The organism is Streptomyces flaveolus (genome assembly GCF_014648815.1).
Taxonomy (GTDB): Bacteria; Actinomycetota; Actinomycetes; order Streptomycetales; family Streptomycetaceae; genus Streptomyces; species Streptomyces flaveolus.
The window spans coordinates 38,509-61,733 of the sequence record NZ_BMRV01000018.1 but is presented as its reverse complement, the minus strand read 5'-3'; the positions used below and the strand labels follow the sequence as shown (position 1 = coordinate 61,733).

Genomic DNA, 23,225 nt, shown 5'->3' with positions numbered 1-23,225 from the left:
TCACTTCCCGGTCTCGCCCCAGTGCCCCACCAGATCGCGGTAGAGCGGTGAACGACCGAGGAGTTCACGGTGCGTCCCGCAGGTCGCACCGACACCGTCCAGTACGAGGATCCGGTCGGCCCGCAGCGCCGACGACATGCGGTGGGCCACCACGACCAGCGCACCCGGACGCCGGGCGAGGGCCTCCTCGGCCCGCGCCTCGGCGGCCGGGTCGAGGTGGCAGGTCGCCTCGTCGAGCAGGAGCAGGCGCGCCGTGGACAGGTGCGCCCGCACCAGCACGAGCAGCTGGCGCTCGCCCTGCGAGAGATCGCCCGGGCTGAGCGGCGCGTCCAGCCCGCCCAGGCGCTCGACGAGACCGTCGGCACCGAGCTCGCGCACGGCGGCCCGGATGCCGGCCACGGAGGCGTCCGGCCGCAGATACGTGAGGTTGTCCCGCACCGTCGCGGAGAAGACGTACGCCTGCTGGGGCAACAGGACGCGCAGGGCGGAGAGTTCGGCCGGGTCCCGGCCGGTGACCGTACGGCCGGCCACCTCGACCACCCCGCCGCTCGGCGCCAGCGTCCCGGCGACCAGGCGGGTGAGGGTCGACTTGCCGATGCCGCTGGGGCCGACGACGGCCAGGTGTTCGCCGTCCTCCACACGCAGGTCGAGCGCGTCGAGGACCGGCTCCGCCCGCGCGCCGTACGTCAGCGTCACCGACCGCAGTTCCACGACGGGTGCGGGAGACCCCGCCCGCCGGCCGGCGGGCGCTGTGGGCGCCGCCGGCGGCGTGCCGGTGAGGGGCGGATGCTGCTCCGGTCCCGTGATCCGGTCCAGGACCACGAGCAGCCGCGTGCCCGCGGCGCCGATCGCCGTCATCAGGGTGTGCAGAGCGGGCAGCAGGGCCTGGGCGAGGTAGGTGAAGGCGCCCAGCAACGCCCCGGTGCCGACCCCCTTGCCGCGCAGCCACGGTACGGCCACCAGCAGGAGCAGGACCGGCAGCTGGCCCGCGACACCGAGGGCCAGCGTGCGCACCGCGGCCCAGCGGGCGAGGACACGGGCGGTGGCCGCGGCGTCCGCGACGAGCCGTTCGCCGCTGCGTGCCACCTCCTCCTGCGTACCGCAGGCGGTGATGTCGCGCAGTGCCCCCCGGGTCCGCGCCGCGTGATCGCCCAGCGCCTCGTCGGCTGCCAGGGCCCGGCGCTGCGCCGCCGCCATGGGCCGCAGCGTCACCAGGAACAGGGCCAGGCCCCCGGCGAGGGGCGGCACGACGACCAGCAGCAGCGCCGGGGCCAGCGAGAACAGGCCGAGCAGCGCGCCCGCGGCGGTGAAGACGAACGAGCGCAAGGTCAGCACGAGCCCGGCGAAGCTGTCCCGCACGATCTCCACCTGGTTGGTGAGCCGCGACACGGCGGCACGGTCCCCACCACCCGGACGGGCCTGCGCCCGCGCCATCGACCGCTCGACCGCCCGCCGCACCAGACCGTCCCGCAACGGCTCGGTGAGTCCGGCCAGTTGGGCGAAGACACCCCTGATCACGGGCGCCCCGAGCACCACGGCGACGGCGGCGAGCGCGAGCCAGCCGAGCCCCGCGGCCGTGTCACCGGCCAGGAACCCACGGTCGAGGGACTGGGCGACGCCGTACCCGACCAGGAAGGTCTGCGCCGACTCGGCCACCGACCACGCCCCGAGCCGCGCGAGGACGCCCTTGCGCCCGGCCAGGAACCGCCGGGCGGGCGGTACGGCCCGGCGCAGCGGACCGGGCTCCCGGCCGGACCACGCCGTCCGGCTGCCGTCGGCGGCGGTCACGGCCGCGCCTCGCCGTGCACGGAGGCGATCCGGTCGCCCGCGGGTCCGGCGTCCGCCTCCTCGGCGCCGGATTCCACGCCGGTGGCGAACACCGCCCGGTAGGCGGCCCGTTCCCACAGCCGCCGATGGGGGCCGACCGCCCGTACCCGCCCGTCCTCCAGCCAGATCACCAGGTCCGCCCGGGCCGCGACCGATGGACGGTGCGCCACGACCAGGCGCGTGGTGCCTTCGAGGGAGTGGCGCACCGCCCGGTCCACGGCGTGCTCGGTGGCGGTGTCCAGACTGGAGGTCGCGTCGTCCATCACGAGCAGCCGGCCCGCGTGGGCGAACGCCCGGGCCAGCCCCAGGCGCTGGTACTCGCCGCCGGAAAGCGGGACGTCGGCGAGCCGGGTGTCGTACGTCCGCGGCAGGCGGCGTACGAAGGCGTCGGCACCCGCGAGACGGACCGCCTCCCGCACCCGGTGCGGTGTCGCGGGGGGTGCCCCGGCCGCGACCGCCTCGGCCACCGTGCCGTCACCCAGCACCGGACGCGCGAAGGCGAAACCGACCTCGGCGCGCAGGCTCGCACGGCTCAGGGAGGCCAGAGGGGCGCCGTCCAGGAGGACCTCGCCCTCGTCGGGGTCGATCAGCCGGCCCGCCACGGCGGCCAGTACGGACTTGCCGGCGCCGCTGCGGCCCACGACCGCGGCCGTCGCCCCGCCGGGCACCACCACGTCGTCCGCCCGCAGGACCTCCGCCCCCTCGCGCAGGACACGTACGCCGCGCATCTCGAGGACGCCGGGGCCACCCGGGGGCAGGGTCCGGCTGCCGTGGCGCAGGGCGGGCAGCCGTTCCAGAGCGGCGGTGCGCTCCCGCGCCGTCCGGCCCCGGACCAGCGCGCCGAGCAGCGTGGCCGCGCTGCCGAACCCGGCGGCCAGCTGCGCGTAGCGGCACACCGCCAGCAGCTCGCCCACGCTCAGGGCGCCCGCGCCGAGCCGGAGCCCGCCGACGGCCGTGGCCGCCACCGTCAGCAGCGGGACGAGCACACCGCCGGTTGCCAGTGCCCGCCCGTGCAGTGCCCACATGCGCTCGCCCAGCGCGCTGAGCTCGGTCAACGGCCGCAGCACGCGCTCGCGTTCACGGCCCGCCGTCCCGGCGGCGGCGATGGTCTCCGCGCCCTCCATGGCCTCCAGCAGGCGGCCCGCGATGTCCGACTGCACCTGCTGGTAGGCACGCACCGACGCCCCCGTGTCGCGCGCGAAGACCCGCAGCACCAGTACCAGGGCGGGCAGTCCGGCCAGCACGCACCCGGCCACCCACACGTCGACGAAGGCCAGCGCGACGAGCGCGCCGGCCGGGGTGATCAGCGAGGCGGCCAGCGCGGCCCGGGCAGCCGGGGCGCCGCCCGCGTCGGAGGCGTTGAGCGTCAGCCGTGTCCCGACGTCTCCCGCGGAGTACGGACGCGCCCCTTCCGGTACGGCGTGCAGCAGGCCGGTGAGGGCGCGGGAGCGGACCGCCGCCGTCCAGCCGGCGGTGCACCGGCCGGTGAGCAGCGCGGTCAGGCTGTCGAGGAGCACCTCGCCGGCGAGCAGCGCCACGCTCGCCGCGAGCCAGGGCCCGGCGCCGCCGTCGTCCAGCAGCAGGTCCAGCGCCCGGCCGAGGACCAGGGGCTGCGCGACCGCGGCGGCGGCCGCCGCCACCGAGCACACCAGCACCAGCAGTTCGGGCCCACGGCCGGGGTCCGCGCCGGGCACACGCTGTTGTCGTCGCCGGACCGGGGTCGTGTCCACCGGCAGCCCCTCCTCGTGGTCGGCGCCGCACACGGCGGCGACGAGACACGGCACCGGCGCCCCGGCGGTGAGGCCGGGACGCCGGTACCGGACCGCACGGCCCGCCGCGGTGACCGCGGCGGGCCGTCTCGGACGTCAGTTACAGGTCGTGATGCTGAGGCTGCTGTCGCCGCAGAGCAGCAGGCTGGCGCGGCTGCCGGTCTCGACGTCCCCCATGGCCTCTTCCTTCGGGGTCTCCATCGACTGCAGGTCGAACAGGTTCATGTGCTCATCCCTTCGTACGGACAACGGGTGCTTGTTCACGGCCCCTCGTGGGACCGGCTCATGGGCCGCGGCTCGGGCCGCGGCGGTGGGAGGAACGGCAGACCGGCGGACCGGTCGCCGTGTACGGACGCGAGGGCCAGCAGACAGCCGGCCGTCCCGGTGGACAGGTCCATCGACAGGCGCATCATCTGCTCGCCCGGAAAGGCGAGCCGGCCGCGGTAGGACATGGCGTGCCAGGCCAGCGCGTCGATCTGGCGCCGGACGGCCGCCGGCCCGGTGCCCGGGCCGGGCGCCGTCGTCCGGCCGAGGTACAGCACCATGCCGGCGACGCCCCGGTAGAGCCCGGGCTGGGCGTAGAACATGGCCTGCGCCGCGCGCACGATCTCGCTCCGCGCCCGCTCGAACTCCTCGTCGGCGCGGTGCGCCAGGTAGTCGTCGAGCACCATGCCGATGCCCACGCTGCCGGCCCCCAGGTACGGCATGGTGCGCCAGCCCTCGTCCACCTGGAGGGCGCCGCCCGCGCCGCGGACGCAGCGCGCGAGATCCTGGCGCAGCGCGTCGCCGGCGAGGTCCAGCAGGGCGGTGTCCCCGGTGCGTTCGTACAGGCGCAGGAACAGCAGCGCGCTGCCCGTCGCGCCGTGCAGCAGACCGGCGCGGGCCCGGCGGCCGGACCCCCCGCCCGGCGGACCGGCCGGTGCGCTCCGGGCGCTCAGCTCGGCGCACCGCAGGGCAGCCGTGCGCAGGGCCGTGTCCCCGGTGGAGGCGGCCAGGGAGTCCAGCATCAGGCCGATGCCGGCCGTGCCGCCGTGCAGGTCGGGGGAGAGTCCGTCGAGGGGATGCTCGAGGAGGGTCGCGGTCAGGTCGAGCGCCCGGGCCCGGTGCCCGAGGCGGTCCAGCGTCCAGGCGGTCCCCGCGATCCCGTCGTGGAAGCCCAGCGGCATGCCCGACGGCGGCTCCTTCGTCCGCTCCAGCAGCCACTGCTCCCCGTCCTCGTCGCGTCCCGCACCGCTCTCGGCGAGGGCGTACAGCACGCCGGCCGCGCCGTATCCGAACGAGAGGCCGCCGCCCGCCGTGGCGAACTGGGCGACGTCGCCGGGGAACAGACGGTCGTCGCGGGACGGGGTCGCCGACGCGCGGACGGCCGCCGCCATCGAGTCCCGGCTGCGGGGCCAGTCGCCCGGCTCGACCGGGACGAAGCCGCTCCGGTCCCGGCGCGCCGACGGCGGACGGACCGGCGTGCCGGTGATCTCGGCGACCGCCGCGTCCAGGAAGGCCCTCGGGACCGGGAACTGCCGCGCCACCACGTCGGCGAGGTGCTCCGCCTTGCGCCGGTCCAGCGCCAGCAGACTGGTCAGGGGCAGGAACAGGGCCAGCCGCAGACAGGCCAGGGCGTACCGGTCCACGGCCGGTCCCCGCCGGCCGGGCGGCGCCACGAAGCCGGGGTGCGCGACGGTCTGCCGGCCCGGCTCGTCGACGTGATGGGCGGCCTCGAAGTCCAGCAGGGCCACCCGTCCGTCGTCGCGGACCATGATGTTGAAGAGGTGCAGGTCGTTGAAGACCACGCCCCGCTCGTGCACCTGCGTGACGGCCCGCTCGACCTGGGCGTGGATGTCCAGCGCCCACTCGGTGTACTCGGCGAGCCGCCCCTCGTCCGGGTCGGCCTCGATGAGCGGATGGCGCCGGGCGAAGAAGGTGTTGAGCGGCTTGCCGTCGAGGTGTTCGAGGACCAGGAAGTGGTGCTCCCCGACGGTGAACGCGTCCCGCACCTCGGGCGTGCAGTCCAGACCGGACAGCCGCTCCAGGGCCCGGCGTTCGCGCTCCAGCCGGGCCACCGCGTCCGCCCCGTCGGCCGCCAGCCCCGCGTGCGGGCGGCCCTCCTTGAGGACCACGAGCTCACCGGTGCGCGTGTCCCGCGCCCGGTAGACGCCGCCGCCGTTGGAGAAGTGGAGCGCCGACTCGACGGTGTAGGGGATGTCCGCCAGGGTCACCGTGGCCCGCGCCTCGAGGTGGGGCCGCAGGAACGCCGGCACGCTCACCCAGTCGGGCACCCGGAACACCGGGCCGCGCAGGTCCGGAACGAGCACTCCGTCGGGGTCCGCGACCGCCGGCCGCAGCTCGCCGTCCTCGTCGTAGCAGTTGCGGCGGGTGAAGCTGCCGTAGCGCACGTGCACCGGGCCGTCGCCGAGTCTGAGATCGCTCAGGATGTGCGGTCCCGGCTCGCCGGCCAGCAGGGCGCTCAGCTCGCCCGCGAGTTGCTCGAACCGCTCCTCGTCCGCCGGGTACACGGTGATGAACTTGCCGCTGCCCGCCCGGTCGGCGTACTTGGCGTTGCGCTGGTGGAGCAGGTAGCGGCTCGGGACGAACTTGAACGCGACACCGTGCTCGAGGCAGTGTCGCCGTACGCGCTCCAGGACGGATTCGGCGTTGTCCAGGCAGGCGGAGACGTGGATCTTCCAGCCCTGCGCGGGCAGTTCGGCGTCCAGCGGCCGCAGGGCCAGCCAGTCGCCGCTCTCGCCGCGCTGCCATCCGGCCGGGACCGGCTCGGTGGCCGCCGCGTACCGGGTGCCGGCCGCCGCGGTGCCGGGGGCCGTGCGGTGCGGCGCGTCGTAGAAGTGCGGGTCTGCGTCGCAGTACACGGCGTAGCCCTTGTTCACGCCTTCTCCCTCCACCGGTCGGTGCCGAGGAAGACGCTGTCACGCGCCACCGCGTCCGGGACAGTCACCGCTGTCACCTCTCGGACGTGCGGAACGCACAGGTAACTTGCCGGGCGCCGGTGCCCCGGCCGCCGTGCTAGTCCTTGCGTCCGGTCACGGCCACCGTGACGCCGAGGCCGATCATGGCCAGGCCGCCCGCCCCGCCGACCGCGGACAGCCGCCGCGGGGAGTTGGCGAACCAGTCGCGCGCCGTGGCCGCGAGCAGCCCCCAGGCGCTGTCGCAGGCCACCGCGATGACGTTGAACACCAGGCCGAGCAGCAGCATCTGCACCGCGACACCGCCCTGTTCACGGTCGACGAACTGCGGCAGCACCGCGGCGAAGAAGACGATGGTCTTGGGGTTGGTCACACCGACCGCGAACCCCTCCCAGAAGGTGCGCCGGGCTCCGGGCGTCCCGCCGTCGCCGGTGAACGCCGCCCGCAGGGAACGGCGTTCGCGCCACGCCTTCACCCCGAGGTGCACGAGGTAGGCGGCGCCCGCCAGTTTGAGCACCGTGAAGACCAGGAGCGAGCGTTCCACGACCGACCCGACCCCCAGGGCGACGGCGACGACCAGCACGTACGCGCCGAGGGTGTTCCCCACGACCGTGGTGAGCGCGGCCCGGCGCCCCTGCGCGAGCGCCCGGCCGATCACGAACAGCACACTGGGGCCCGGCACCACGATGAGCAGCAGCGACAGGGCGGCGAAGGCGAGGAGACGGTCGGGGGACACCATGGCGCCATGCAAGCACGGGGCGGACCCGGCCTTCCACGGCATTTCCCCGCCGAGCGGGCCGGCACGATCGACACGGCCGGTCCGCTCGCCTAGGATCTTGCGCGCGGCATCGCGTGCCGGTCACCGGCCGGGTGAGGCATGGAGGCGCCGCAAAGATGCCCGTGGAGGCATTGACCCGTGTCAGTCGAGTTCAACCACACCATCGTTCTCTCCCGCGACCGGGAGAAGTCCGCCCGTTTCCTCGCCGGAATCCTCGGCCTCGAGGTCGGGGAACCCGCCGGAATGTTCCTGCCCGTGACGACCGCCAACGGCGTCACCCTGGATTTCGCCACCGTCGGCATCGACATCCCGGCCCAGCACTACGCGTTCCTCGTCTCCGAGGACGAGTTCGACACGATCCTCGCCCGGCTCGTCGAGGGCCGGGTCCCCATCCAGGCCGACCCGCACGGGCGGCACCCGCGCCGGATCAACCGCAACGACGGCGGACGCGGCGTGTACTTCACCGACCCGTCCGGGCACGGCATGGAGGCCTTCACCCGCCCCTACGGCAGTGACCCGTCCTCACCGCTGAACGGTGTCACGGAGGACGTGCCCGGAGCACACTGACCGGCGGCGGCCGGACCCCCGGCGGAACGGCTACCGGGCCAGCAGGTCCCGCAGGGCCCCGGCGACCTCCCCGGGCGCCTCCTCCGCCATGAAGTGGCCGCAGCCGACCGTGACGTGCCGCAGCTCGGGGGCCCAGGCCCGCCACAGCGCGACGGCGTCGTAACCGAGGACCGTGCCCCAGTCCTGCTGGAGCACGGTCACCGGCATCCGCAGCCGGTTGCCGCGCTCGCGGTCGGCCCGGTCGTGGTCGACGTCGATGCCCGCCGAGGCCCGGTAGTCGGCCACGATGGACGGCACCGCCTCGCGCGACGCCTTCAGGTAGGCGGCGCGGACGTCGGCGGGCAGGGCCCCCGCGTCCCGGGTCCAGACGTCGAGGAAGTGGCCGAAGAAGGCGTCCGGCGCGGCGCCGATCAGCTGCTCCGGCAGACCGGGCGGCTGCGCCATCAGATACAGATGGAAACCCACGGCCGCCGTCGTTCCGTGCAGCACGTCCCACATGTCCAGGGTCGGCAGCACGTCCAGCGCGGCCAGGTGCGTCACCGTGTCCGGGTGGTCGAGTCCGGCCCGGACCCCGACCAGGGCGCCCCGGTCGTGCCCGGCCAGCGCGAACCTGTCGTGCCCCAGCGCCCGGGCCAGGGCGACGACGTCGGCGGCCATGGTCCGCTTGGCGTACGCGGTGCCGTCGGGGTCGGCGGGCTTGTCGCTGTCGCCGTAGCCGCGCAGGTCCGGGCAGATCACCGTGTGCTCGGCGGTGAGGTCGGCGGCGACGTGCCGCCACATCAGGTGGGTCTGCGGGAAACCGTGCAGCAGCACGAGCGGGCTGCCGGAGCCGCCGACGGCCACGTTCAGCGCGACGCCGTCGGCGACGGGGACACGGTCGTAGGTGAAGCCGGGAATGGTCGGTGCCATGACTGATCGGTGCCTTTCGGTGTTCTTCGACGCGTCCGGTCCAGGACGTTCCTCAGGCTGCCCGGCGCGAATCAGCAACCGATCAGCACGCGTACCGTGGTGATCACGGACCACGGGCGCGACGGCGCGGAGCAGGGCGGACGGAACATGGAAGCGGTCACCTTCGGGGTGCTCGGGCCCGTCACGGCCGAACGGGACGGCGACCCGCTCGACCTGCGCGGACCCCGGCACCGGGCCCTGCTGGCCCGGCTGCTCCTGGCCCGGCGGCGCGTGGTCCCCGTCGCGCGCCTGGTCGAGGACCTGTGGGACGTGCCGCCCGCCCGGGCCGTCGGCACGGTGCGCACCTTCGTCGGCGATCTGCGCCGGGCCCTGGAACCCGAACGCCCGCGCCGCGCACCGGCCCGGCTGCTGGTCACCGAGGGCCCCGGCTACGCGCTGCGCGCGGCACCGGACGCGGTGGACGCCTGGCGTTTCGAGGAGGCCGTGGCCCTCGCCGAACGGCTGCCGCCCGACCGGGCGCCGGCCCGGCTCGGCGCGGCCCTGGGGGAGTGGCGGGGACCCGCCTACGCCGACTTCGGCGGCGAGGGCTGGGCCCGGGGCGAGCGCGCCCGGCTGACCGAACTCAGACTCCACGCGGTCGAGCGGCGGGCGGACCTGCTCGTCGGCCTCGGCCGGGCGGCCGAGGCGGTCCCCGACCTGGACGCACACCTGGCCGAGCACCCCTGGCGCGAGGAGGCCTGGCGACTGCTCGCCCTGGCCCTGTACCGGACCGGCCGCCAGGCCGACGCCCTCGCGGTACTGCGCCGGGCCCGCGTCCTGCTCGCCGGGGAACTGGGCATCGACCCCGGACCCCGGCTGCGCCGGCTGGAGGCAGGCATCCTCTCGCAGGACCCGTCCCTCGACCCGCCCGCCGAACCCGCGGACGCGGCGGCCCGCCTGTGGTCCCGCGCGACCGAGGCGTACGACCGCACGGTCGCCGCCGGGGCCCGCGCCCGCCTGGAGTCGACCGTCGGCCTGCTGCGCGACCTCGCGGTCACCGGCGGCGGCGGTCTCGAGGCGGCCCGGGAGCACCGCGCGGCGGCGGTCGTCGCGGCCGAGGAGACCGGCGACGAGGAACTCGCGGCCCGGGTGATCGGCGCCTACGACGTCCCCGCCGTCTGGACCCGCAGCGACGACCCCGAAGCGGCACGGCGGATCGTCACGGCCGCCGAACACACCCTCGCGGCCCTGCCGGACCACGCCGCGGCCGATGCGGCCCGCTGCCGGCTGCTCGCCACCGTCGCCCTGGAGTCCCGGGGCGTCCGCTCCCCGCGCGGACCCGAGGCCGCCGCCGAGGCCGAGCGGATCGCCCGCCGCCTGGACGACCCCGCGCTGCTGGCGTTCGCCCTCAACGGCGCCTTCATGCAGTCCTGCACCACCGCCGGGCTCGCCCCGCGCCGGGACGCGATCGGCGCCAAACTCGTCGCCCTCGCCCGCCGGCACGGCCTGCACAGCCACGAAGTGCTCGGCCACCTGATCCGCGTCCAGGCGCGGTCCGCCCTCGCCGACTTCACCGCCGCCGACGAGCACGCCGACGCCGTGGACCGCCTCGCCGAACGCTACGATCGGCCCCTGGTGGCGGTGTTCACCACCTGGTACCGCGCCCTGCGGCAGGCCGCTACCGGCAGCCCGTACGACCGAGCCGAGGCCGGCTACCGGGCCGCCGCCGCACGGCTCGACGGCGCGGGGATGCCCGGCCTGGAACGCGGCCTGCTGCCCCTGGCACTGCTCGGCCTGCGCCTGGCCCACGGACGGCCCGCGGAGGTGGACCCACGGGCCGACTGGGGCCCGTACCGCCCGTGGGCCGAACCGTTCGCGCTCCTGCGCGAGGGCCGCGACACCGAGGCCCGGTCGGCACTGCGCGCCCTCTCCGAACCGCCGCCCGACCTCCTCCACGAGGCCCTGTGCTGCGCCGAGGCCGCGCTCGCCCTCACCCTCGGCGACCGGCCGGCACTGCGCCGGACCTACCGCCGGCTACTCCCCGCCTCCGGTGAACTCGCGGGCGCGGGCAGCGGGTTGCTCACCTTCGGGCCCGTCGACGACTGGCTCGCCGCGATCCGCCGCGCGCTCGGTCCGGCCGGCACACCGCCGGACGTTCCCTCGGCACCTCACGACTGACCCCGCGCGTCTCCCGGCCGCCCGCGCCCCGCCCGCGGCGCTGGTTGTGCCGAGCCGCGCCGGGTACCCGGCAGCACATGAAGTGGCAACAGGTGCAGGACGGTCCGTCGGCGGTGTACGTGGTGGTGCTCGACCCCGGCGACGACGCGGTCGCCGAGCTCACCGCCTTCGCCCGCGACCGTTCCCTCAAGGCGTCCCAGGTGACCGCCGTGGGCGCCTTCGCGGAGGCGGTCGTCGGCTGGTTCGACCGGGCGGCCAAGGACTACCGGCGCATTCCCGTCGGCGAGCAGTGCGAGGTGCTGTCGCTGATCGGGGACATCGCCGTCGCCGACGACGGACCCACCCCGCACCTGCACGCCGTACTGGGCCTGTCCGACGGCTCGACCCGCGGCGGCCACCTGCTCTCGGGCAGGGTCTGGCCGACGCTGGAGGTCGTCGTCCGCGACAGCCCGGCGGAGCTGGCCAAGACGCACCGGCCGGAGATCGGCCTGGCCCTGATCGACCCGGGGTGAGCCCGGCCGCCCCGAGACGGTTTACCGGCCCGTGTGCGGGCTACGCGGCCCGCACGCAAGCACGCACCGACACCCAGGGAGGCGCGACCATGACACAGCGCGTCCGAGACGTGATGTCACCCGCGACGGTGGCAGTGGAGCCCATGACCACGGTGACGCGGGCGGCCCGGCTGATGCGCGAGGAGAACGTCGGCGACGTCCTGGTGACCTACGACTGCGACCTGTTCGGCCTGCTCACCGACCGCGACATCGTGCTCCGGAGCGTCGCCGACGGCCGCGACCCGGACCGCACCACGGTCGGCTCGGTGTGCACGCCGCCGCCCGTCGTGACCCTCGCGCCGGAGGACTCCACCGAGCACGCGGTCGACCTGATGCGGCGCCACGCCGTCCGGCGGCTCCCGGTCGTCGAGCACGGCGGTGTCCCCGTCGGGGTGGTCAGCCTCGGCGACCTCGCCGGCACCGAGGACCCGCACTCCGCCCTGGCGGACATCAGCACGGCCGCCCCCGGCCACTGACCGGGCGGCGGCACGGGCGACCGGGGTGTACCCGCCCCGCGCCGACCGAGAATCCGAGGAGGGGACGGACGGAGGAAGCGACATGACCCCCCTGGCACGAACCCCCGCGGCAGGCACCCGGGAGGACCGCCGTGCCGTCGGCCGCACCGCACGGCTGCGCAGCCGCATCCCCGAACCCGACGAGGAACCCGACCTCCTCGGCCAGTACCTGGCCCAGATCGGCGCCACCCCCCTGCTGACCGCCGAGGACGAGGTACGGCTCGCCCAGCGCATGCAGGCCGGCGTCCGGGCGGCCGACGAACTGGCCGCGGCCGACGCCGGAGAACCGGGCCCGGCGCCCGGGCGGCGCCGCGCGCTCGAGGAGACCGTCCACGACGGGCAGGCGGCCAAGGACCACATGGTGCGTGCCAACCTGCGGCTCGTCGTGTCGATGGCCAAGCGCCACGCCCACCGGGGCCTGCCCCTGCTGGACGTCATCCAGGAAGGCAACCTCGGACTGATCCGGGCCGTGGAGAAGTTCGACCACACCAAGGGCTTCAAGTTCTCCACCTATGCCACCTGGTGGATTCGCCAGGCCATCGAGCGGGGCCTCGCGACCCACGCGCGAACGGTACGGCTGCCCGTGCACGTCGTGGAGCAGCTGCAGAAGCTCGCCAAGGTGGAGCGCAAACTCCGCGGCAGCCTCGACCGAGAGCCGACCGTCGAGGAGGTGGCCGCCGAGAGCGGCATCGACGCGGAGAAGGTCGTCTGGCTGCGCCGCGTCGGACGGGACGCCGTCAGCCTGGACACGCCGGTGGACGAGACGGGTGAGACCGTCGTCGGCGACCTCATCCCCGACACCGAGGTGCTGCGGGCCCCGGAGGTCGCCGAGTTCCGGGCCCTGGCGGAGGAACTGCGGGAGGCCGTCGGCACCCTGGCTCCCCGCGACGCCCTCATCCTCAGCCTGCGCTACGGCCTGCACGACGGCCGGCCCCGCACCCTCCAGCAGGTCGCCCAGCACGTGGGCCTGACCCGCGAGCGCGTCCGCCAGCTGGAGAAGGCCTCCCTCGCCCACCTCCGCGCCCCCGAGAACCGGGACCGCCTGCTGGACTGGGCGGGCTGAGGCCCCCGGCTGCCCGTCCGGCCTCAGCCGCCGTCCCCCGGCACCCGCAGCCGGGCGCCCTGCCGCAGCAGCTCCCGCTGCACCAGCCGGTACGGCAGCCCGCGCGGCCCGCGCCCGTGCCGGACGGTCAGCGCCGCGCTCACACCGGCCGCGTGGCCGGTCGCCATGGCGATGGGCATGACCCGGTACGACGAGTGCGCCACGTGCGTACCGGAGATGCAGCGCCCGGCCACCAGCAGCCGCTCGGTGTCCCGGGGGACCAGACAGCGCAGCGGGATGTCGTAGAAGCTGCCCTGCGGCACCCGCTTCAGAGTGGTTCCGGAGCCGCGCGGATTGTGGATGTCGACCGGATAGGCGCCGTGCGCGACGACGTCCCGGAAGGTGCGTGCCGCGAGGATGTCGTGACCGGTCAGCTGGTAGTCGCCGAGGACGCGGCGGGTCTCCCGCACGCCGATGTGGGTGCCGCTCTGCACCACGTACGACTCCTCGAACCCGGGCACGCGGGTGCGCAGGAAGCGGTCGATCGAGGCGAGCTGGCGCCGCGCGGTGTACTCGGCGCGGGTGAGGTCCCACACGCTGGTGCCCAGGACGCGGTTCACCCGGGTGCTGTTCACGGCGACCTCGCGCGGGTGCGGGGTCGCGAAGAAGAGGATGTCCTCGCGCGGCAGCCGCAGCTCCCCGGCCGCCCTGGCCTCCTCGATCAGGTCCCACAGGCCGTGCACACCGCGCCACTGGTCGGGATGCGCGCGCACGTAGTCGGCGAAGTCGGGCCGCGCGAAGTCGGCGACCCGGAACATCAGCGTCATCGGCTGCACCAGCCCGTCCTCGGGCCGGCCGATCTCGTACGGCGCCCCGCAGGCGGTCGCGACGTCCCCGTCCCCCGTGGCGTCCACGACCACCCCGGCGTCGATCACCACCGGCCCCGACTTGGTCTCGAACACCACCCGCCAGCCGGAACCGTCGTCCAGCGGCAGCGCGCCGGAGGCGAAGGAGTGGAACAGCATCCGCACCCCCGACTCGTCCATCATCTCCAGCAGGGCCAGCTTGAACAGCTCGGGGTCGAAGGGGACCGTGTACCCGGTCCTGGGGGACGGCGGAAGACAGCCGCCGCGGCCCATGAGCCGGTCGAGCAGCTGCCACAGCACGCCCGCGACCACCGGCTCGCCCTCGCCGTGGTCGGTGGGCAGCAGCCGTGAGGTGTCCCCGGACTCCGTGAACGCGGCCTGCTTGTGCTCGTTGTGGAAGGACATCAGCGGCATCACCAGCGCCACGGTCGCGTTGCCGCCGAGGAACCCGTACCGCTCGACCAGCACCACGTCGGCCCCGGCGTCGGCCGCGCCGACCGCCGCGGCGAACCCGGCGGGGCCACCGCCCACCACCAGGACGTCGCACCGGCCCCCGTGCCGGGCGGGCCGCGGGGGCAGGGTGACCGTGCGGGGCTCGCGGGGTTCTTCCAGGATCGGCATCGCTCTCCCAGGGATCAGGCGTGCAGCGGTCGCGGTTCGGACACGTACGGCCCGGTCCGGGCCGTCTCCGCCGCCGGGCCGGCGCCGATCTCGTCGAGCAGCGAGCCGCAGCGCACGCAGGTCTCCCGGGCGGCCGAGGACAGCTCCCGCATCCGGCCCAGCAGGTCCTCACGGCGCTGCGGGTACTCGTCCCACAGCCGGTCGACCTCCGCCAGCAGCAGCCCCGCCTGCTCCCGGGCCACGCCCACCAGGGCCGGTGCGCCGAGCCGGCGCGCGAAGTCGAAGACCTTGCCGGAGTAGGGCAGCGGCAGCACCGGCACCCCGGTGAGCGCGGCGAAGATCACGAAGTGCAGCCGCATGCCGACGGCCAGGTCCAGATGGCGCATGAAGCCGAGGATCTCCCCGGGGTTGTAGTCGCCGTGCAGGATCCGCCCCTTGTCCGGCGCGGTCATGTGGGAGAGCACGGCGTGCGCGTGCCGTACGTCGTGCCGCTCCATCGGCAGGAACACCACGTGCGCGTCCAGCCGGCGCACCAGGAAGTCCGCGACGTCGGCGAGCAGCGCGTGGTAGTCGCCCTCGTCGAGCTTCTCGGCGGCCCGGCCCGGTTCCCGCACCGACATCCCCACCAGCCGGGCATCCGTGCGGATGCCCTCGTCGCGCATCATCGCCTCGGTGAACGGCTCCGGACGCAGCAGCAGTGCCGGGTCGGCGGTGACGGTGACCTCGCGTTCCAGGCCGACCTCCTCCAGGACCAGCCGGGACTCCTCGTCCCGCACCACGACGTCGTCCATGTCCGACAGGACCGTGCGCACCGCCTCGCGGTCCTCGGCGTCCGTCAGCGGGCCCGCGCCCACGGCGTAGGCGAAGGTGGGCACGCCCCGGGTCTGCGCGGCGCGCACCAGTCGCAGATAGCGGCGGGCCTCGCCGTTGTAGAGGATGCCGCCGCCGCCGAGCACCAGCAGGTCCAGCCCGGGCAGCACGTCCAGGACGTGGTTGCGGCTGACGCCCTCCCAGGGCACCACCTCGTCGGCGTCCCGGTGATGACCGCGGGTGTGCTCGGCGTTCCGGCTGAGCACCACGAGGTGCGCGTCGGGCCGCTGGGCGCGCAGACAGGCCAGTACACAGGTCAGGATCGCCTCGTCGCCGGTGTTGAACCCTCCGTACGATCCGAGCACGCCGATGCGCGGGCCCGGCCGGGCGGAGTGCGGATGCGAGGGGGCAGTGGTCATCCGGGGGCTCCCGTCACGTCGGAGTCGGCCGGCCCGCCGGCCGTGGCACGCGGACGGTCGTCGCCCGCATGCCGTGCCGAGTTGCCTGCCCCACGCTCCGGAAACACCCCATTGGTCCCGTCCTGTCTGGACTTGCACCGGTGGGCGTCCGGTCCCTCAGATCACGGCGTCCGCGCGCAGCGCCGCGATCTCGTCGGGGGAGCGGCCGAGCTCCGCGAGGATCGCGTCGGTGTGCTCGCCCACCGCCGGCACGGGGTCCATGCGCGCGGGCAGCCCCGCGAGGTCGGCGGGCGGCAGCAGCGCCCGTACCGTGGCGCCGCCCGGCACCGGCACCCGGCGCCAGCGGTCGCGGGCGTCCAGCACCGGGTGGTCGAGGAAGGCGGCGATGTCGTTGACCCCGGCGCAGGCGATGGCGATGTCCCGCAGGTCCTTCAGGACGGCGTCGCTGTCCGAGCGGGCGATCCGGGCGGCGACGACGGCGTCCAGTTCCTCCCGGTGGGCGACCCGGTCGGAGCCGGTGGCGAACCGGGGATCCTCCGCCAGCTCGGGCTGCCCGAGGAAGTCGGCGCACAGGGCGGCCCACTCGCGCTCGTTCTGGACGGAGAACAGCACCTCCTTGCCGTCGGCGGCCCGGTAGGCGCCGTACGGCGCGATGGTGGCGTGCCGGGTGCCCAGGCGCGGGGGCTGGCTGCCGCCGTACTCGGTGTAGTAGGCGGGCTGGCCCATCCACTCCGCCAGGGCCTCGAAGAGGGAGACCTCCACCGGGTGGGCCCGGCCGGTGGTGGCGCGGGTGTACAGGGCGGTGAGGATGCCGCTGTACGCGTACATCCCGGCGGCGATGTCCGCGACGGAGATGCCGACGCGCGCGGTCTCCTCGGCGGTTCCGGTGAGCGAGACCAGCCCGGTCTGGCACTGGACCAGCAGGTCGTAGGCCTTGCGGTCGGCCCACGGGCCGCTGGTTCCGTAGCCGGAGACGGTGCACGGGATCAGCCGAGGGCAGCGCTCCGCGAGGTCCGTGGCGTCCAGGCCCAGGCGGCCGGCGGCGCCCGGCGCGAGGTTCTGCACGAAGACGTCGGCGTCGTCGAGGAGCCGGTGCAGGATCTCGCGGCCCCTCGGGTCCTTGAGGTCGAGGGTGAGCGACTCCTTGGACCGGTTCAGCCAGACGAAGTAGCTGGAGTGACCGTGCACGGTCGTGTCGTAGCGGCGGGCGAAGTCGCCGTCGCCCGGTCGCTCCACCTTGATCACCCGGGCGCCGAGGTCGGCGAGCTGGCGGGTGGCGTAGGGTGCCGCCACGGCCTGCTCGAGGCTGACCACCGTGACCCCGCTCAGGGGTAGCCGCTGCACGCCGATGTCTCCTGCCGCCGGACCGGGCGCCCGCGGGCGGAACGCCCGGCAGGCCTTGTGCGCTGATTTCTACGGCCCCCGTCCGGCGGATGTCAACGGCGGCCGGCACCGGCACGGGTGCCCTCACCTGTGCCGGTGCCGGCCGGCCCGCGGCCCCTCAGCGGCCCGCCGGGCCCGAGGGCGCGGGCGAGGGCCCGCCGCGGGAGACGACGCGCGTGCCGTGGTCGTCGACGACCCGGGCCTTCAGGGAACCGGGTGGAGTCGACGCCGCACGACCCGCCGTCGGCCGACGCGCGCTTCGACCAGCGGCCGCTGCTGGACGACCGCTGCGGCGGGCAGCGGCGCCCGGCGGTCGCGGCCGTGCTGGAGGAGCTGCGTGTTCTGGCGTCGGGCGCGGTGGCCCGAGGCACGGCAGGACCGGAGCTCGGTGAGCTCCGGTCCTGCGCGCCGGTGCGGGGCCGGTCAGGCGGCGGCGGCGTCGGCGTAGCCGTGCAGGCGGGCGACGACCTCGGTCAGCTGCGCGGCGACCTCGGCGTCGTCGGCCGGGTGGGTCTCCGCGAAGCGGGTGACCGAGCCCGGGATGGACAGCTTGATGTCCTCGATCACCTTGCCGCCGGCGATGCCCACGGACTTGCGGGTGTCGTCCTGCGCCCACACGCCGCCGTACTGGCCGAAGGCGGTGCCGATCACGGCGACGGGCTTGCCGTTGAAGGCGCCGGCGCCGAACGGGCGGGACAGCCAGTCGATGGCGTTCTTCAGCACGGCCGGCATGGTGCCGTTGTACTCCGGCGAGAAGAACAGGAAGGCGTCGGCGGCCTGCGCGGCCTCCCGCAGCTTGACCGCGGCGGCCGGGACGCTGCCCTCGACGTCGATGTCCTCGTTGTAGAACGGGACCTCGGCCAGGCCCTCGAAGAGCTCCACCTCGGCGCCCTCCGGGGCGAACTTGACGGCCGCCTCGGCGAGCTGACGGTTGTGCGAACCGGCGCGAAGGCTGCCGACGAGGGCAAGGATGCGGACAGACATGAGTACTCCCACTGCTGGTGCTGCTGTGAAACGGCCGGTGCCGAAACACCGCCGGAGCGATCCGGACCGAGGTCCGTTTAATTTCTAACATCCTAAGCGGACCGCGGTCCAGTTCTGTTCCCGATGCTTTACGCTGTTTTCATGTCCGCCGCCCTGCCGCCCCTTCCCAAGCCCCAGGAGACCGACGGTCCGCCCGAGTTGCTCCAGCTCGGCACGGGAGCCGAGGAGGACGAACCCTGCCTGCGAGCCGACGCCGCCCGTAACCGGGCCCGGCTGCTGGAGGCCGCCGCGCGGCTGGTGGCCGAGCACGGCGCGGCCGGCCTCACCATGGAGGCGGTGGCCGCGGCGGCCTCAGTGGGCAAGGGCACGGTCTTCCGGCGTTTCGGCGACCGCACGGGCCTGCTGATGGCGCTGCTCGACCACTCCGAGAAGAAGTTCCAGGCCGCCCTCCTCGGCGGACCGCCGCCCCTGGGGCCCGGTGCGCCGGCCGTGGAGCGGCTGCGGGCCTTCGGCTGCGCGATGCTGGGCCGCAGCGTCGACGAACTGGCCCTGCAACTGGCCGCCGAGCCGAGCGCGGAACGCCGTTACACCGCCGCCCCGCGCCGCTTCCTGCGCGGCCACGTGGCGCTGCTGCTGCGCCAGGCCGTGCCGGACGCGGACAGCGAGCTGCTCTCCCACACGCTGATGGCCTACCTCGACGCGGCTTTGATCCACCACCTCACCGAGCAGTGCGGGGTGCCCGTGGCACGGCTGGAGGCGGGCTGGCTGGACCTGGTGGCACGGGTGACCCGCACCGAGCCGCCGCGCTGAGCCTCGCCGTCCGGGCGGCGTTCCGTCCGGCCGGCGCCGTGATCTCGTCCAGCACGGGCACGGGCACGGGCACGGGCACGGGCGCGGGCTGGGCTTCGGGCAGGGCCGAGGCGTGGATTCGTACGGTCCGGGGCGCGGGTTCGTCCGGCCGTGCGGTCGTGCCGTCGGCGCGAGCCGTCGTCCCGTCCCGTTCCGGGCCTGTACTCCGATCCCGTGCCGGACCCACTGGGCCGATCCCGTGCCGGACCTGGTGGGCCGGTTCCGTTCCGGGTCCGGCCTCCGGTTCCGTTCCGGACCTGGTGGGCCGCGGTTCCGTTCCGGACCTGTGAGCCGTTCCGGTCCAGGGCCTCGGATCCGGTCCCGTCCCGGGCCGTGGCCTGGTCAGATACCGACCGTCGTCCTGCCCGTTGCGGGCCGTGTCCGCGCCCTGTACCGGCCGTCGTTCTTCGTCCGTTCCGGACGACGGTCCCCCGCCCGTGGGCGGTGTCCGGGGCTCTGCCAAGATGCGGTACGTCATGGTGCAGATACCGAAAACGCCCGCCCCCGCGTCCCTGGCACCGCGCTCCGTCCCCACGAGTGCCGATGTGGCCCGCCTGGCCGGCGTCTCGCGCGCGACCGTCTCCTACGTCCTGAACAACACCGGCGCCGTGCGCATCAGCGAAGCCACCCGCCGCCGCGTCCACGAGGCCGCCCGGGAACTCGGCTACGTCCCCCACGCGGCGGCACGCTCCCTGCGCGCCGGACACAGCCGCATGGTCCTGATGCCCGCCCCGGCCTTCCCCGTCGGCCCGCTCTACAGCCGCTTCCTCACCGAACTCCAGTGGGCGCTCGGCCGGCTCGACTACACCGTCGTGCAGTACGGCACCGCGGGCCCGCACGACGACGACGCGGCCCGCGCCTGGGCCGAACTGCGCCCGGTCGCCGTCCTTGTGCCCGGCTCGGGACTCGGCCCGCGCGGCGTGGAACTGCTCAAACGCTCCGGCGCCCGCGCCGTCGTCACCCTCGCACCCGAGGCCGTCGAGGGCGCGCACGCCCTGCTCATGGACCACGAGGCCGTAGGCCACTGCGCCGGACGCCACCTCTACGACCGCGGACACCGACGGATCGGCGTCGTCGTCCCCGCGGAAGGCGGCCTGGAGGTCTTCTCGGCGCCCCGCCTGCACGGAGTGCGCCGCGCCGCCGCGGGCACCGACGCCACCGTCACCGAACTGCCGCTCGCCTACGACGAGCGGGACGCCGCACGACTGGCCGCCCGCTGGCCCTCCCTCGGCCTCGACGCGGTGTTCGCGTACAACGACGAGTACGCGATGCTGCTGATGCGGGCCCTGCAGGACGCGGGCCTGGACATCCCCCGGGACGCGGCCGTGATCGGCGCCGACGACCTCATGCTCGGCCGCCTGCTCCGGCCCCGGCTCAGCACCGTCCACCTCGAACTGCCGTCCGGCCGCGACCTGGCCGCGCTGGTCGACCGCGCGGTCCACGACCCCGGCGCCGCGCCCGAGCTGCACACGGTGCTCGGCGCGAGGGTGGTGCACCGCGAATCCAGCTGAGCCGCCCGGCCCCTACTGGACGTCCTGCCCGGCCTGGCCGCCCTGCTGCTGTGCCTGCTGCTGGGCGACCGCCTTGCGGACCTCGTCCATGTCCAGGTTGCGGGCCTGCCCGATGACGTCCGTCAGCGCGGCCTCCGGCAGCGCACCCGGCTGCGCGAACACGGCCACCTGGTCCCGGACGATCATCAGCGTCGGGATCGACTGGATGTCGAAGGCCTGCGCGAGCTCCGGCTGCGCCTCGGTGTCCACCTTGCCGAACACCAGGTCGGGATTCTCCTGCGCCGCCTTCTCGTAGACCGGCGCGAACTGACGGCACGGCCCGCACCAGGACGCCCAGAAGTCGATCAGGACGAACTCGTTGTCCGTGACCATCTGGTCGAAGTTCTCCTTGGTGAGCTCCACGGTGCTGCTCATGACGCGATCCCTCTTCCTGGTGTCGGCGACAAGCCGTTGGCACAAACGCGGCCGATGGGGCGGCTATTCCGCGCACGTACCCATGTGGCCTCGCCGCACACCACCCACCAGACTGGCCCCATGACGGAATCGGAATCCAACGCGTACGACGTCGTGGTGATCGGCGCGGGCCCCGTGGGGGAGAACGTCGCCGACCGCACCCGGGCGGCGGGACTGTCCACCGCGATCGTGGAGAGCGAGCTGGTCGGCGGCGAGTGCTCCTACTGGGCGTGCATGCCCAGCAAGGCCCTGCTGCGCCCGGTCATCGCCCAAGCGGACGCCCGCCGCACCCCGGGACTGGGCCGGGCGGCGCAGGCCCCCCTCGACGCCGCCGCGGTCCTCGCCCACCGCGACTACTTCACCTCGCACTGGAAGGACGACGGCCAGGTCCAGTGGGTCGAGAGCATCGGCGCCGACCTGTACCGCGGACAGGGACGCCTCGCCGGACCCCGCACGGTGGAGGTGACCGGCCCCGACGGCGCCCGCCGCACCCTGACCGCCCGGCACGCCGTCGCCGTCTGCACCGGCACCCGGGCCGCCCTGCCGGACCTGCCCGGCCTCGGCGACGTACGCCCCTGGACCAGCCGCGAGGCCACCAGTGCCCAGAGCGTGCCGGGACGGCTGATCGTGGTCGGCGGCGGAGTCGTCGCCGTCGAGATGGCCACGGCCTGGCAGGCCCTCGGCTCCCGGGTCACCCTCCTCGTCCGCGGCAAGGGCCTGCTCGCCCGCATGGAGCCGTTCGCCGGCGAACTGGTCGCCGAAGCGCTCACCGAGGCCGGCGCCGACATCCGCACCGGCACCTCCGTCGAGTCCGTCACCCGCGAGAACGGCACCGTCGTCGCCGTCACCGGCACCGGCGACCGCATCGAGGCCGACGAGATCCTCTTCGCCACCGGCCGCGCCCCGCGCACCGACGACATCGGCCTGGAGACCGTCGGCCTCCAGCCCGGCTCCTGGCTCCCGGTCGACGACAGCCTCCGCGTCGACGGCCACGACTGGCTGTACGCCGTCGGCGACGTCAACCACCGCGCGCTGCTCACCCACCAGGGCAAGTACCAGGCCCGGATCGCGGGCGCCGCCATCGCCGCCCGCGCCTCCGGCGAGGCCGCCCTGGAGTCCGGACCGTGGGGCGCGCACGCCGCGACCGCCGACCACGACGCCGTGCCCCAGGTGGTCTTCACCGATCCGGAGGCCGCCGCCGTCGGCCTCTCCCTGGCGGAGGCCGAGGAGGCCGGCCACCGCGTCCGGGCGGTCGACGTCGACCTGTCGAGCGTGGCCGGCGCGGGGCTGTACCGCGACGGCTACAAGGGCCGCGCCCGCATGGTCGTCGACCTGGAGGACGAGATCGTCCGCGGTGTCACCTTCGTCGGCCCCGGCGTCGGCGAGCTGATCCACTCCGCGACCATCGCCGTCGCCGGGCAGGTGCCGGTCAGCCGGCTGTGGCACGCGGTGCCGTCCTACCCGACGATCAGCGAGGTGTGGTTGCGACTGCTGGAGGCCTACCGGGACAACTGACCCGTCAGGTAGCGGCGTTCGGGGCGAGCGGGAGGCGCCCGCCCCGAACGTGCCCGCGACCGGCAGCCGACTCCGACGTGACGTCAGGGCAGGTCGAATCCCAGGGCGGCCGCGGCCCGCTCCGGCGTCGGCTGGGCCCACAGCCCCGCCATCGCCTCGCCGGACGCCAGGGACCGCAGCTCGGCCCGGTCCAGGTACAGCGTGCCGTCGAGGTGGTCCGTCTCGTGCTGCACGATCCGGGCCGGCCAGCCCGCGAACGCCTCGTCCACCGCACGCCCGTGCTCGTCCCGCGCGACCAGCCGCACCTCGGCGTGCCGGGCCACCACCGCCTGCCAGCCCGGCACGCTCAGACAGCCCTCGTAGAACGCGGCCCGGCCCGCGCCGAGGGGCTCGTAGCGCGGATTGACCAGCACCCGGAACGGCTGCGGCACCCGCCCGCGCGCCACGCGCACCTCGTCCGGCACCGGCGCCGGATCCTCGATCACCGCGATCCTCAGCCCCACCCCGACCTGCGGCGCGGCCAGGCCGACCCCCGGCGCCGCGTGCATGGTGACGCGCAGCGCCTCCACGAACCGCGTCAGCAGCGCGGGCTCCAGCTGTCCGTCGAAGGGCTCGGCGACCCGCCGCAGCACCGGGTCGCCGGCCGCGACGATCGGCAACGGGCCGCCGACGGCGAGCAGTTCCTCGACCCGCTCGGCAAGAGACGCGTGCTCACTCAGGGCTCCCATCGCGCCAGCATGACACGCCCGGCGCCCGCGCACCGCCGGTCCCCGGGCGAACGACG

At 75.0% G+C, this 23,225-nt stretch carries 20 protein-coding genes; 8 read left to right on the top strand and 12 right to left on the bottom strand.

Annotated features, from left to right (window positions below; genetic code table 11):
* The 5 genes from IEZ05_RS31400 to IEZ05_RS31380 all read right to left on the bottom strand — a co-directional run bounded on the left by IEZ05_RS31400 (window position 1) and on the right by IEZ05_RS31380 (window position 7,250).
* Window positions 1-1,788: an ATP-binding cassette domain-containing protein gene (locus IEZ05_RS31400; RefSeq protein WP_189233684.1), complete on the bottom strand. Its 1,788-nt coding sequence runs from the start codon at window positions 1,786-1,788 to the stop codon at window positions 1-3.
* Entirely contained in the window at window positions 1,785-3,557 is a 1,773-nt protein-coding gene (locus tag IEZ05_RS31395) for an ABC transporter ATP-binding protein (RefSeq protein WP_229869949.1), read from the bottom strand. The genes IEZ05_RS31400 and IEZ05_RS31395 overlap by 4 nt, the downstream gene beginning before the upstream one ends.
* Before the next feature lie 135 nt (window positions 3,558-3,692).
* Entirely contained in the window at window positions 3,693-3,821 is a 129-nt protein-coding gene (gene ramS, locus IEZ05_RS31390; protein ID WP_003972313.1) for a mycelium formation morphogenetic lantipeptide SapB, read from the bottom strand.
* Between the two features lie 35 nt (window positions 3,822-3,856).
* A complete protein-coding gene (gene lanKC / locus IEZ05_RS31385) occupies window positions 3,857-6,475 on the bottom strand; it encodes a class III lanthionine synthetase LanKC (protein WP_189233683.1) in 2,619 nt (872 codons plus the stop codon).
* 136 nt (window positions 6,476-6,611) lie between these two features.
* Entirely contained in the window at window positions 6,612-7,250 is a 639-nt protein-coding gene (locus IEZ05_RS31380) for a LysE family translocator (RefSeq protein ID WP_189233682.1), read from the bottom strand.
* Window positions 7,251-7,427: 177 nt separating this feature from the next.
* On the opposite strand from IEZ05_RS31380, the gene IEZ05_RS31375 reads away from it, so the two are divergent.
* Window positions 7,428-7,856, top strand: a complete 429-nt coding sequence (locus IEZ05_RS31375) for a VOC family protein (protein WP_189233681.1) — start codon at window positions 7,428-7,430, stop codon at window positions 7,854-7,856.
* 30 nt (window positions 7,857-7,886) lie between these two features.
* Here the strand turns inward: IEZ05_RS31375 and IEZ05_RS31370 are convergent, their stop codons facing one another.
* Window positions 7,887-8,765, bottom strand: coding sequence for an alpha/beta fold hydrolase (locus tag IEZ05_RS31370; protein ID WP_189233680.1), 879 nt, complete (start codon window positions 8,763-8,765; stop codon window positions 7,887-7,889).
* Window positions 8,766-8,912: 147 nt separating this feature from the next.
* On the opposite strand from IEZ05_RS31370, the gene IEZ05_RS31365 reads away from it, so the two are divergent.
* The 4 genes from IEZ05_RS31365 (at window position 8,913) to IEZ05_RS31350 (ending at window position 13,051) form a co-directional block, all read left to right on the top strand.
* Window positions 8,913-10,922 carry a BTAD domain-containing putative transcriptional regulator gene (locus tag IEZ05_RS31365; RefSeq protein ID WP_189233755.1) on the top strand — a complete coding sequence of 670 codons (2,010 nt, stop codon included), beginning with the start codon at window positions 8,913-8,915 and terminating at the stop codon, window positions 10,920-10,922.
* A 77-nt stretch (window positions 10,923-10,999) separates the two neighbouring features.
* Entirely contained in the window at window positions 11,000-11,434 is a 435-nt protein-coding gene (locus tag IEZ05_RS31360) for a PPC domain-containing DNA-binding protein (RefSeq protein ID WP_189233679.1), read from the top strand.
* A gap of 89 nt (window positions 11,435-11,523) precedes the next feature.
* Window positions 11,524-11,949 carry a CBS domain-containing protein gene (locus IEZ05_RS31355; RefSeq protein ID WP_189233678.1) on the top strand — a complete coding sequence of 142 codons (426 nt, stop codon included), beginning with the start codon at window positions 11,524-11,526 and terminating at the stop codon, window positions 11,947-11,949.
* An 82-nt stretch (window positions 11,950-12,031) separates the two neighbouring features.
* Window positions 12,032-13,051 (top strand): sigma-70 family RNA polymerase sigma factor, encoded by a 1,020-nt coding sequence (locus IEZ05_RS31350; protein WP_189233677.1) that lies wholly within the window; start codon window positions 12,032-12,034, stop codon window positions 13,049-13,051.
* Between the two features lie 23 nt (window positions 13,052-13,074).
* On the opposite strand, the gene IEZ05_RS31345 is transcribed toward IEZ05_RS31350, so the two are convergent.
* The 4 genes from IEZ05_RS31345 to IEZ05_RS31330 form a co-directional block, all read right to left on the bottom strand.
* Entirely contained in the window at window positions 13,075-14,517 is a 1,443-nt protein-coding gene (locus IEZ05_RS31345) for an FAD-dependent oxidoreductase (protein ID WP_189233676.1), read from the bottom strand.
* A 14-nt stretch (window positions 14,518-14,531) separates the two neighbouring features.
* Window positions 14,532-15,746, bottom strand: coding sequence for a polysaccharide pyruvyl transferase family protein (locus IEZ05_RS31340; RefSeq protein ID WP_189233675.1), 1,215 nt, complete (start codon window positions 15,744-15,746; stop codon window positions 14,532-14,534).
* A 156-nt stretch (window positions 15,747-15,902) separates the two neighbouring features.
* The gene (locus IEZ05_RS31335) at window positions 15,903-17,096 is read right to left on the bottom strand and encodes a CaiB/BaiF CoA transferase family protein (protein WP_189233754.1); all 1,194 of its coding nucleotides are present in this window, start codon (window positions 17,094-17,096) and stop codon (window positions 15,903-15,905) included.
* A 456-nt stretch (window positions 17,097-17,552) separates the two neighbouring features.
* The gene (locus IEZ05_RS31330) at window positions 17,553-18,113 is read right to left on the bottom strand and encodes an NAD(P)H-dependent oxidoreductase (protein ID WP_189233674.1); all 561 of its coding nucleotides are present in this window, start codon (window positions 18,111-18,113) and stop codon (window positions 17,553-17,555) included.
* Window positions 18,114-18,254: 141 nt separating this feature from the next.
* Here IEZ05_RS31330 and IEZ05_RS31325 point away from each other — a divergent pair, with 141 nt between their 5' ends.
* Together IEZ05_RS31325 and IEZ05_RS31320 are read left to right on the top strand one after the other, a co-directional pair.
* The gene (locus IEZ05_RS31325) at window positions 18,255-18,923 is read left to right on the top strand and encodes a TetR/AcrR family transcriptional regulator (protein WP_189233673.1); all 669 of its coding nucleotides are present in this window, start codon (window positions 18,255-18,257) and stop codon (window positions 18,921-18,923) included.
* A gap of 515 nt (window positions 18,924-19,438) precedes the next feature.
* Complete coding sequence (locus IEZ05_RS31320) at window positions 19,439-20,473, top strand: LacI family DNA-binding transcriptional regulator (protein WP_372462640.1); 1,035 nt, start codon at window positions 19,439-19,441, stop codon at window positions 20,471-20,473.
* A 12-nt stretch (window positions 20,474-20,485) separates the two neighbouring features.
* Here the strand turns inward: IEZ05_RS31320 and trxA are convergent, their stop codons facing one another.
* Window positions 20,486-20,887 (bottom strand): thioredoxin, encoded by a 402-nt coding sequence (trxA, locus tag IEZ05_RS31315; RefSeq protein ID WP_189233671.1) that lies wholly within the window; start codon window positions 20,885-20,887, stop codon window positions 20,486-20,488.
* Between the two features lie 120 nt (window positions 20,888-21,007).
* On the opposite strand from trxA, the gene IEZ05_RS31310 reads away from it, so the two are divergent.
* Window positions 21,008-22,441 (top strand): dihydrolipoyl dehydrogenase family protein, encoded by a 1,434-nt coding sequence (locus IEZ05_RS31310; protein ID WP_189233670.1) that lies wholly within the window; start codon window positions 21,008-21,010, stop codon window positions 22,439-22,441.
* An 83-nt stretch (window positions 22,442-22,524) separates the two neighbouring features.
* Here the strand turns inward: IEZ05_RS31310 and IEZ05_RS31305 are convergent, their stop codons facing one another.
* Window positions 22,525-23,169: a peptide deformylase gene (locus tag IEZ05_RS31305; RefSeq protein WP_189233669.1), complete on the bottom strand. Its 645-nt coding sequence runs from the start codon at window positions 23,167-23,169 to the stop codon at window positions 22,525-22,527.
* Window positions 23,170-23,225: the final 56 nt, after the last annotated feature.

Bases quoted from the DNA above. Each gene is read 5' to 3' on its own strand.
- IEZ05_RS31350 (WP_189233677.1), top strand. From the start codon at position 12,032: ATGACCCCCCTGGCACGAACCCCCGCGGCAGGCACCCGGGAGGACCGC.
- IEZ05_RS31330 (WP_189233674.1), bottom strand. From the start codon at position 18,113: ATGTCTGTCCGCATCCTTGCCCTCGTCGGCAGCCTTCGCGCCGGTTCG.
- IEZ05_RS31365 (WP_189233755.1), top strand. From the start codon at position 8,913: ATGGAAGCGGTCACCTTCGGGGTGCTCGGGCCCGTCACGGCCGAACGG.
- IEZ05_RS31305 (WP_189233669.1), bottom strand. From the start codon at position 23,169: ATGGGAGCCCTGAGTGAGCACGCGTCTCTTGCCGAGCGGGTCGAGGAA.
- IEZ05_RS31360 (WP_189233679.1), top strand. From the start codon at position 11,000: ATGAAGTGGCAACAGGTGCAGGACGGTCCGTCGGCGGTGTACGTGGTG.
- IEZ05_RS31370 (WP_189233680.1), bottom strand. From the start codon at position 8,765: ATGGCACCGACCATTCCCGGCTTCACCTACGACCGTGTCCCCGTCGCC.
- trxA (WP_189233671.1), bottom strand. From the start codon at position 20,887: ATGAGCAGCACCGTGGAGCTCACCAAGGAGAACTTCGACCAGATGGTC.
- ramS (WP_003972313.1), bottom strand. From the start codon at position 3,821: ATGAACCTGTTCGACCTGCAGTCGATGGAGACCCCGAAGGAAGAGGCC.
- IEZ05_RS31345 (WP_189233676.1), bottom strand. From the start codon at position 14,517: ATGCCGATCCTGGAAGAACCCCGCGAGCCCCGCACGGTCACCCTGCCC.
- IEZ05_RS31340 (WP_189233675.1), bottom strand. From the start codon at position 15,746: ATGACCACTGCCCCCTCGCATCCGCACTCCGCCCGGCCGGGCCCGCGC.
- IEZ05_RS31380 (WP_189233682.1), bottom strand. From the start codon at position 7,250: ATGGTGTCCCCCGACCGTCTCCTCGCCTTCGCCGCCCTGTCGCTGCTG.
- IEZ05_RS31355 (WP_189233678.1), top strand. From the start codon at position 11,524: ATGACACAGCGCGTCCGAGACGTGATGTCACCCGCGACGGTGGCAGTG.
- IEZ05_RS31320 (WP_372462640.1), top strand. From the start codon at position 19,439: ATGGTGCAGATACCGAAAACGCCCGCCCCCGCGTCCCTGGCACCGCGC.
- IEZ05_RS31310 (WP_189233670.1), top strand. From the start codon at position 21,008: ATGACGGAATCGGAATCCAACGCGTACGACGTCGTGGTGATCGGCGCG.
- IEZ05_RS31325 (WP_189233673.1), top strand. From the start codon at position 18,255: ATGTCCGCCGCCCTGCCGCCCCTTCCCAAGCCCCAGGAGACCGACGGT.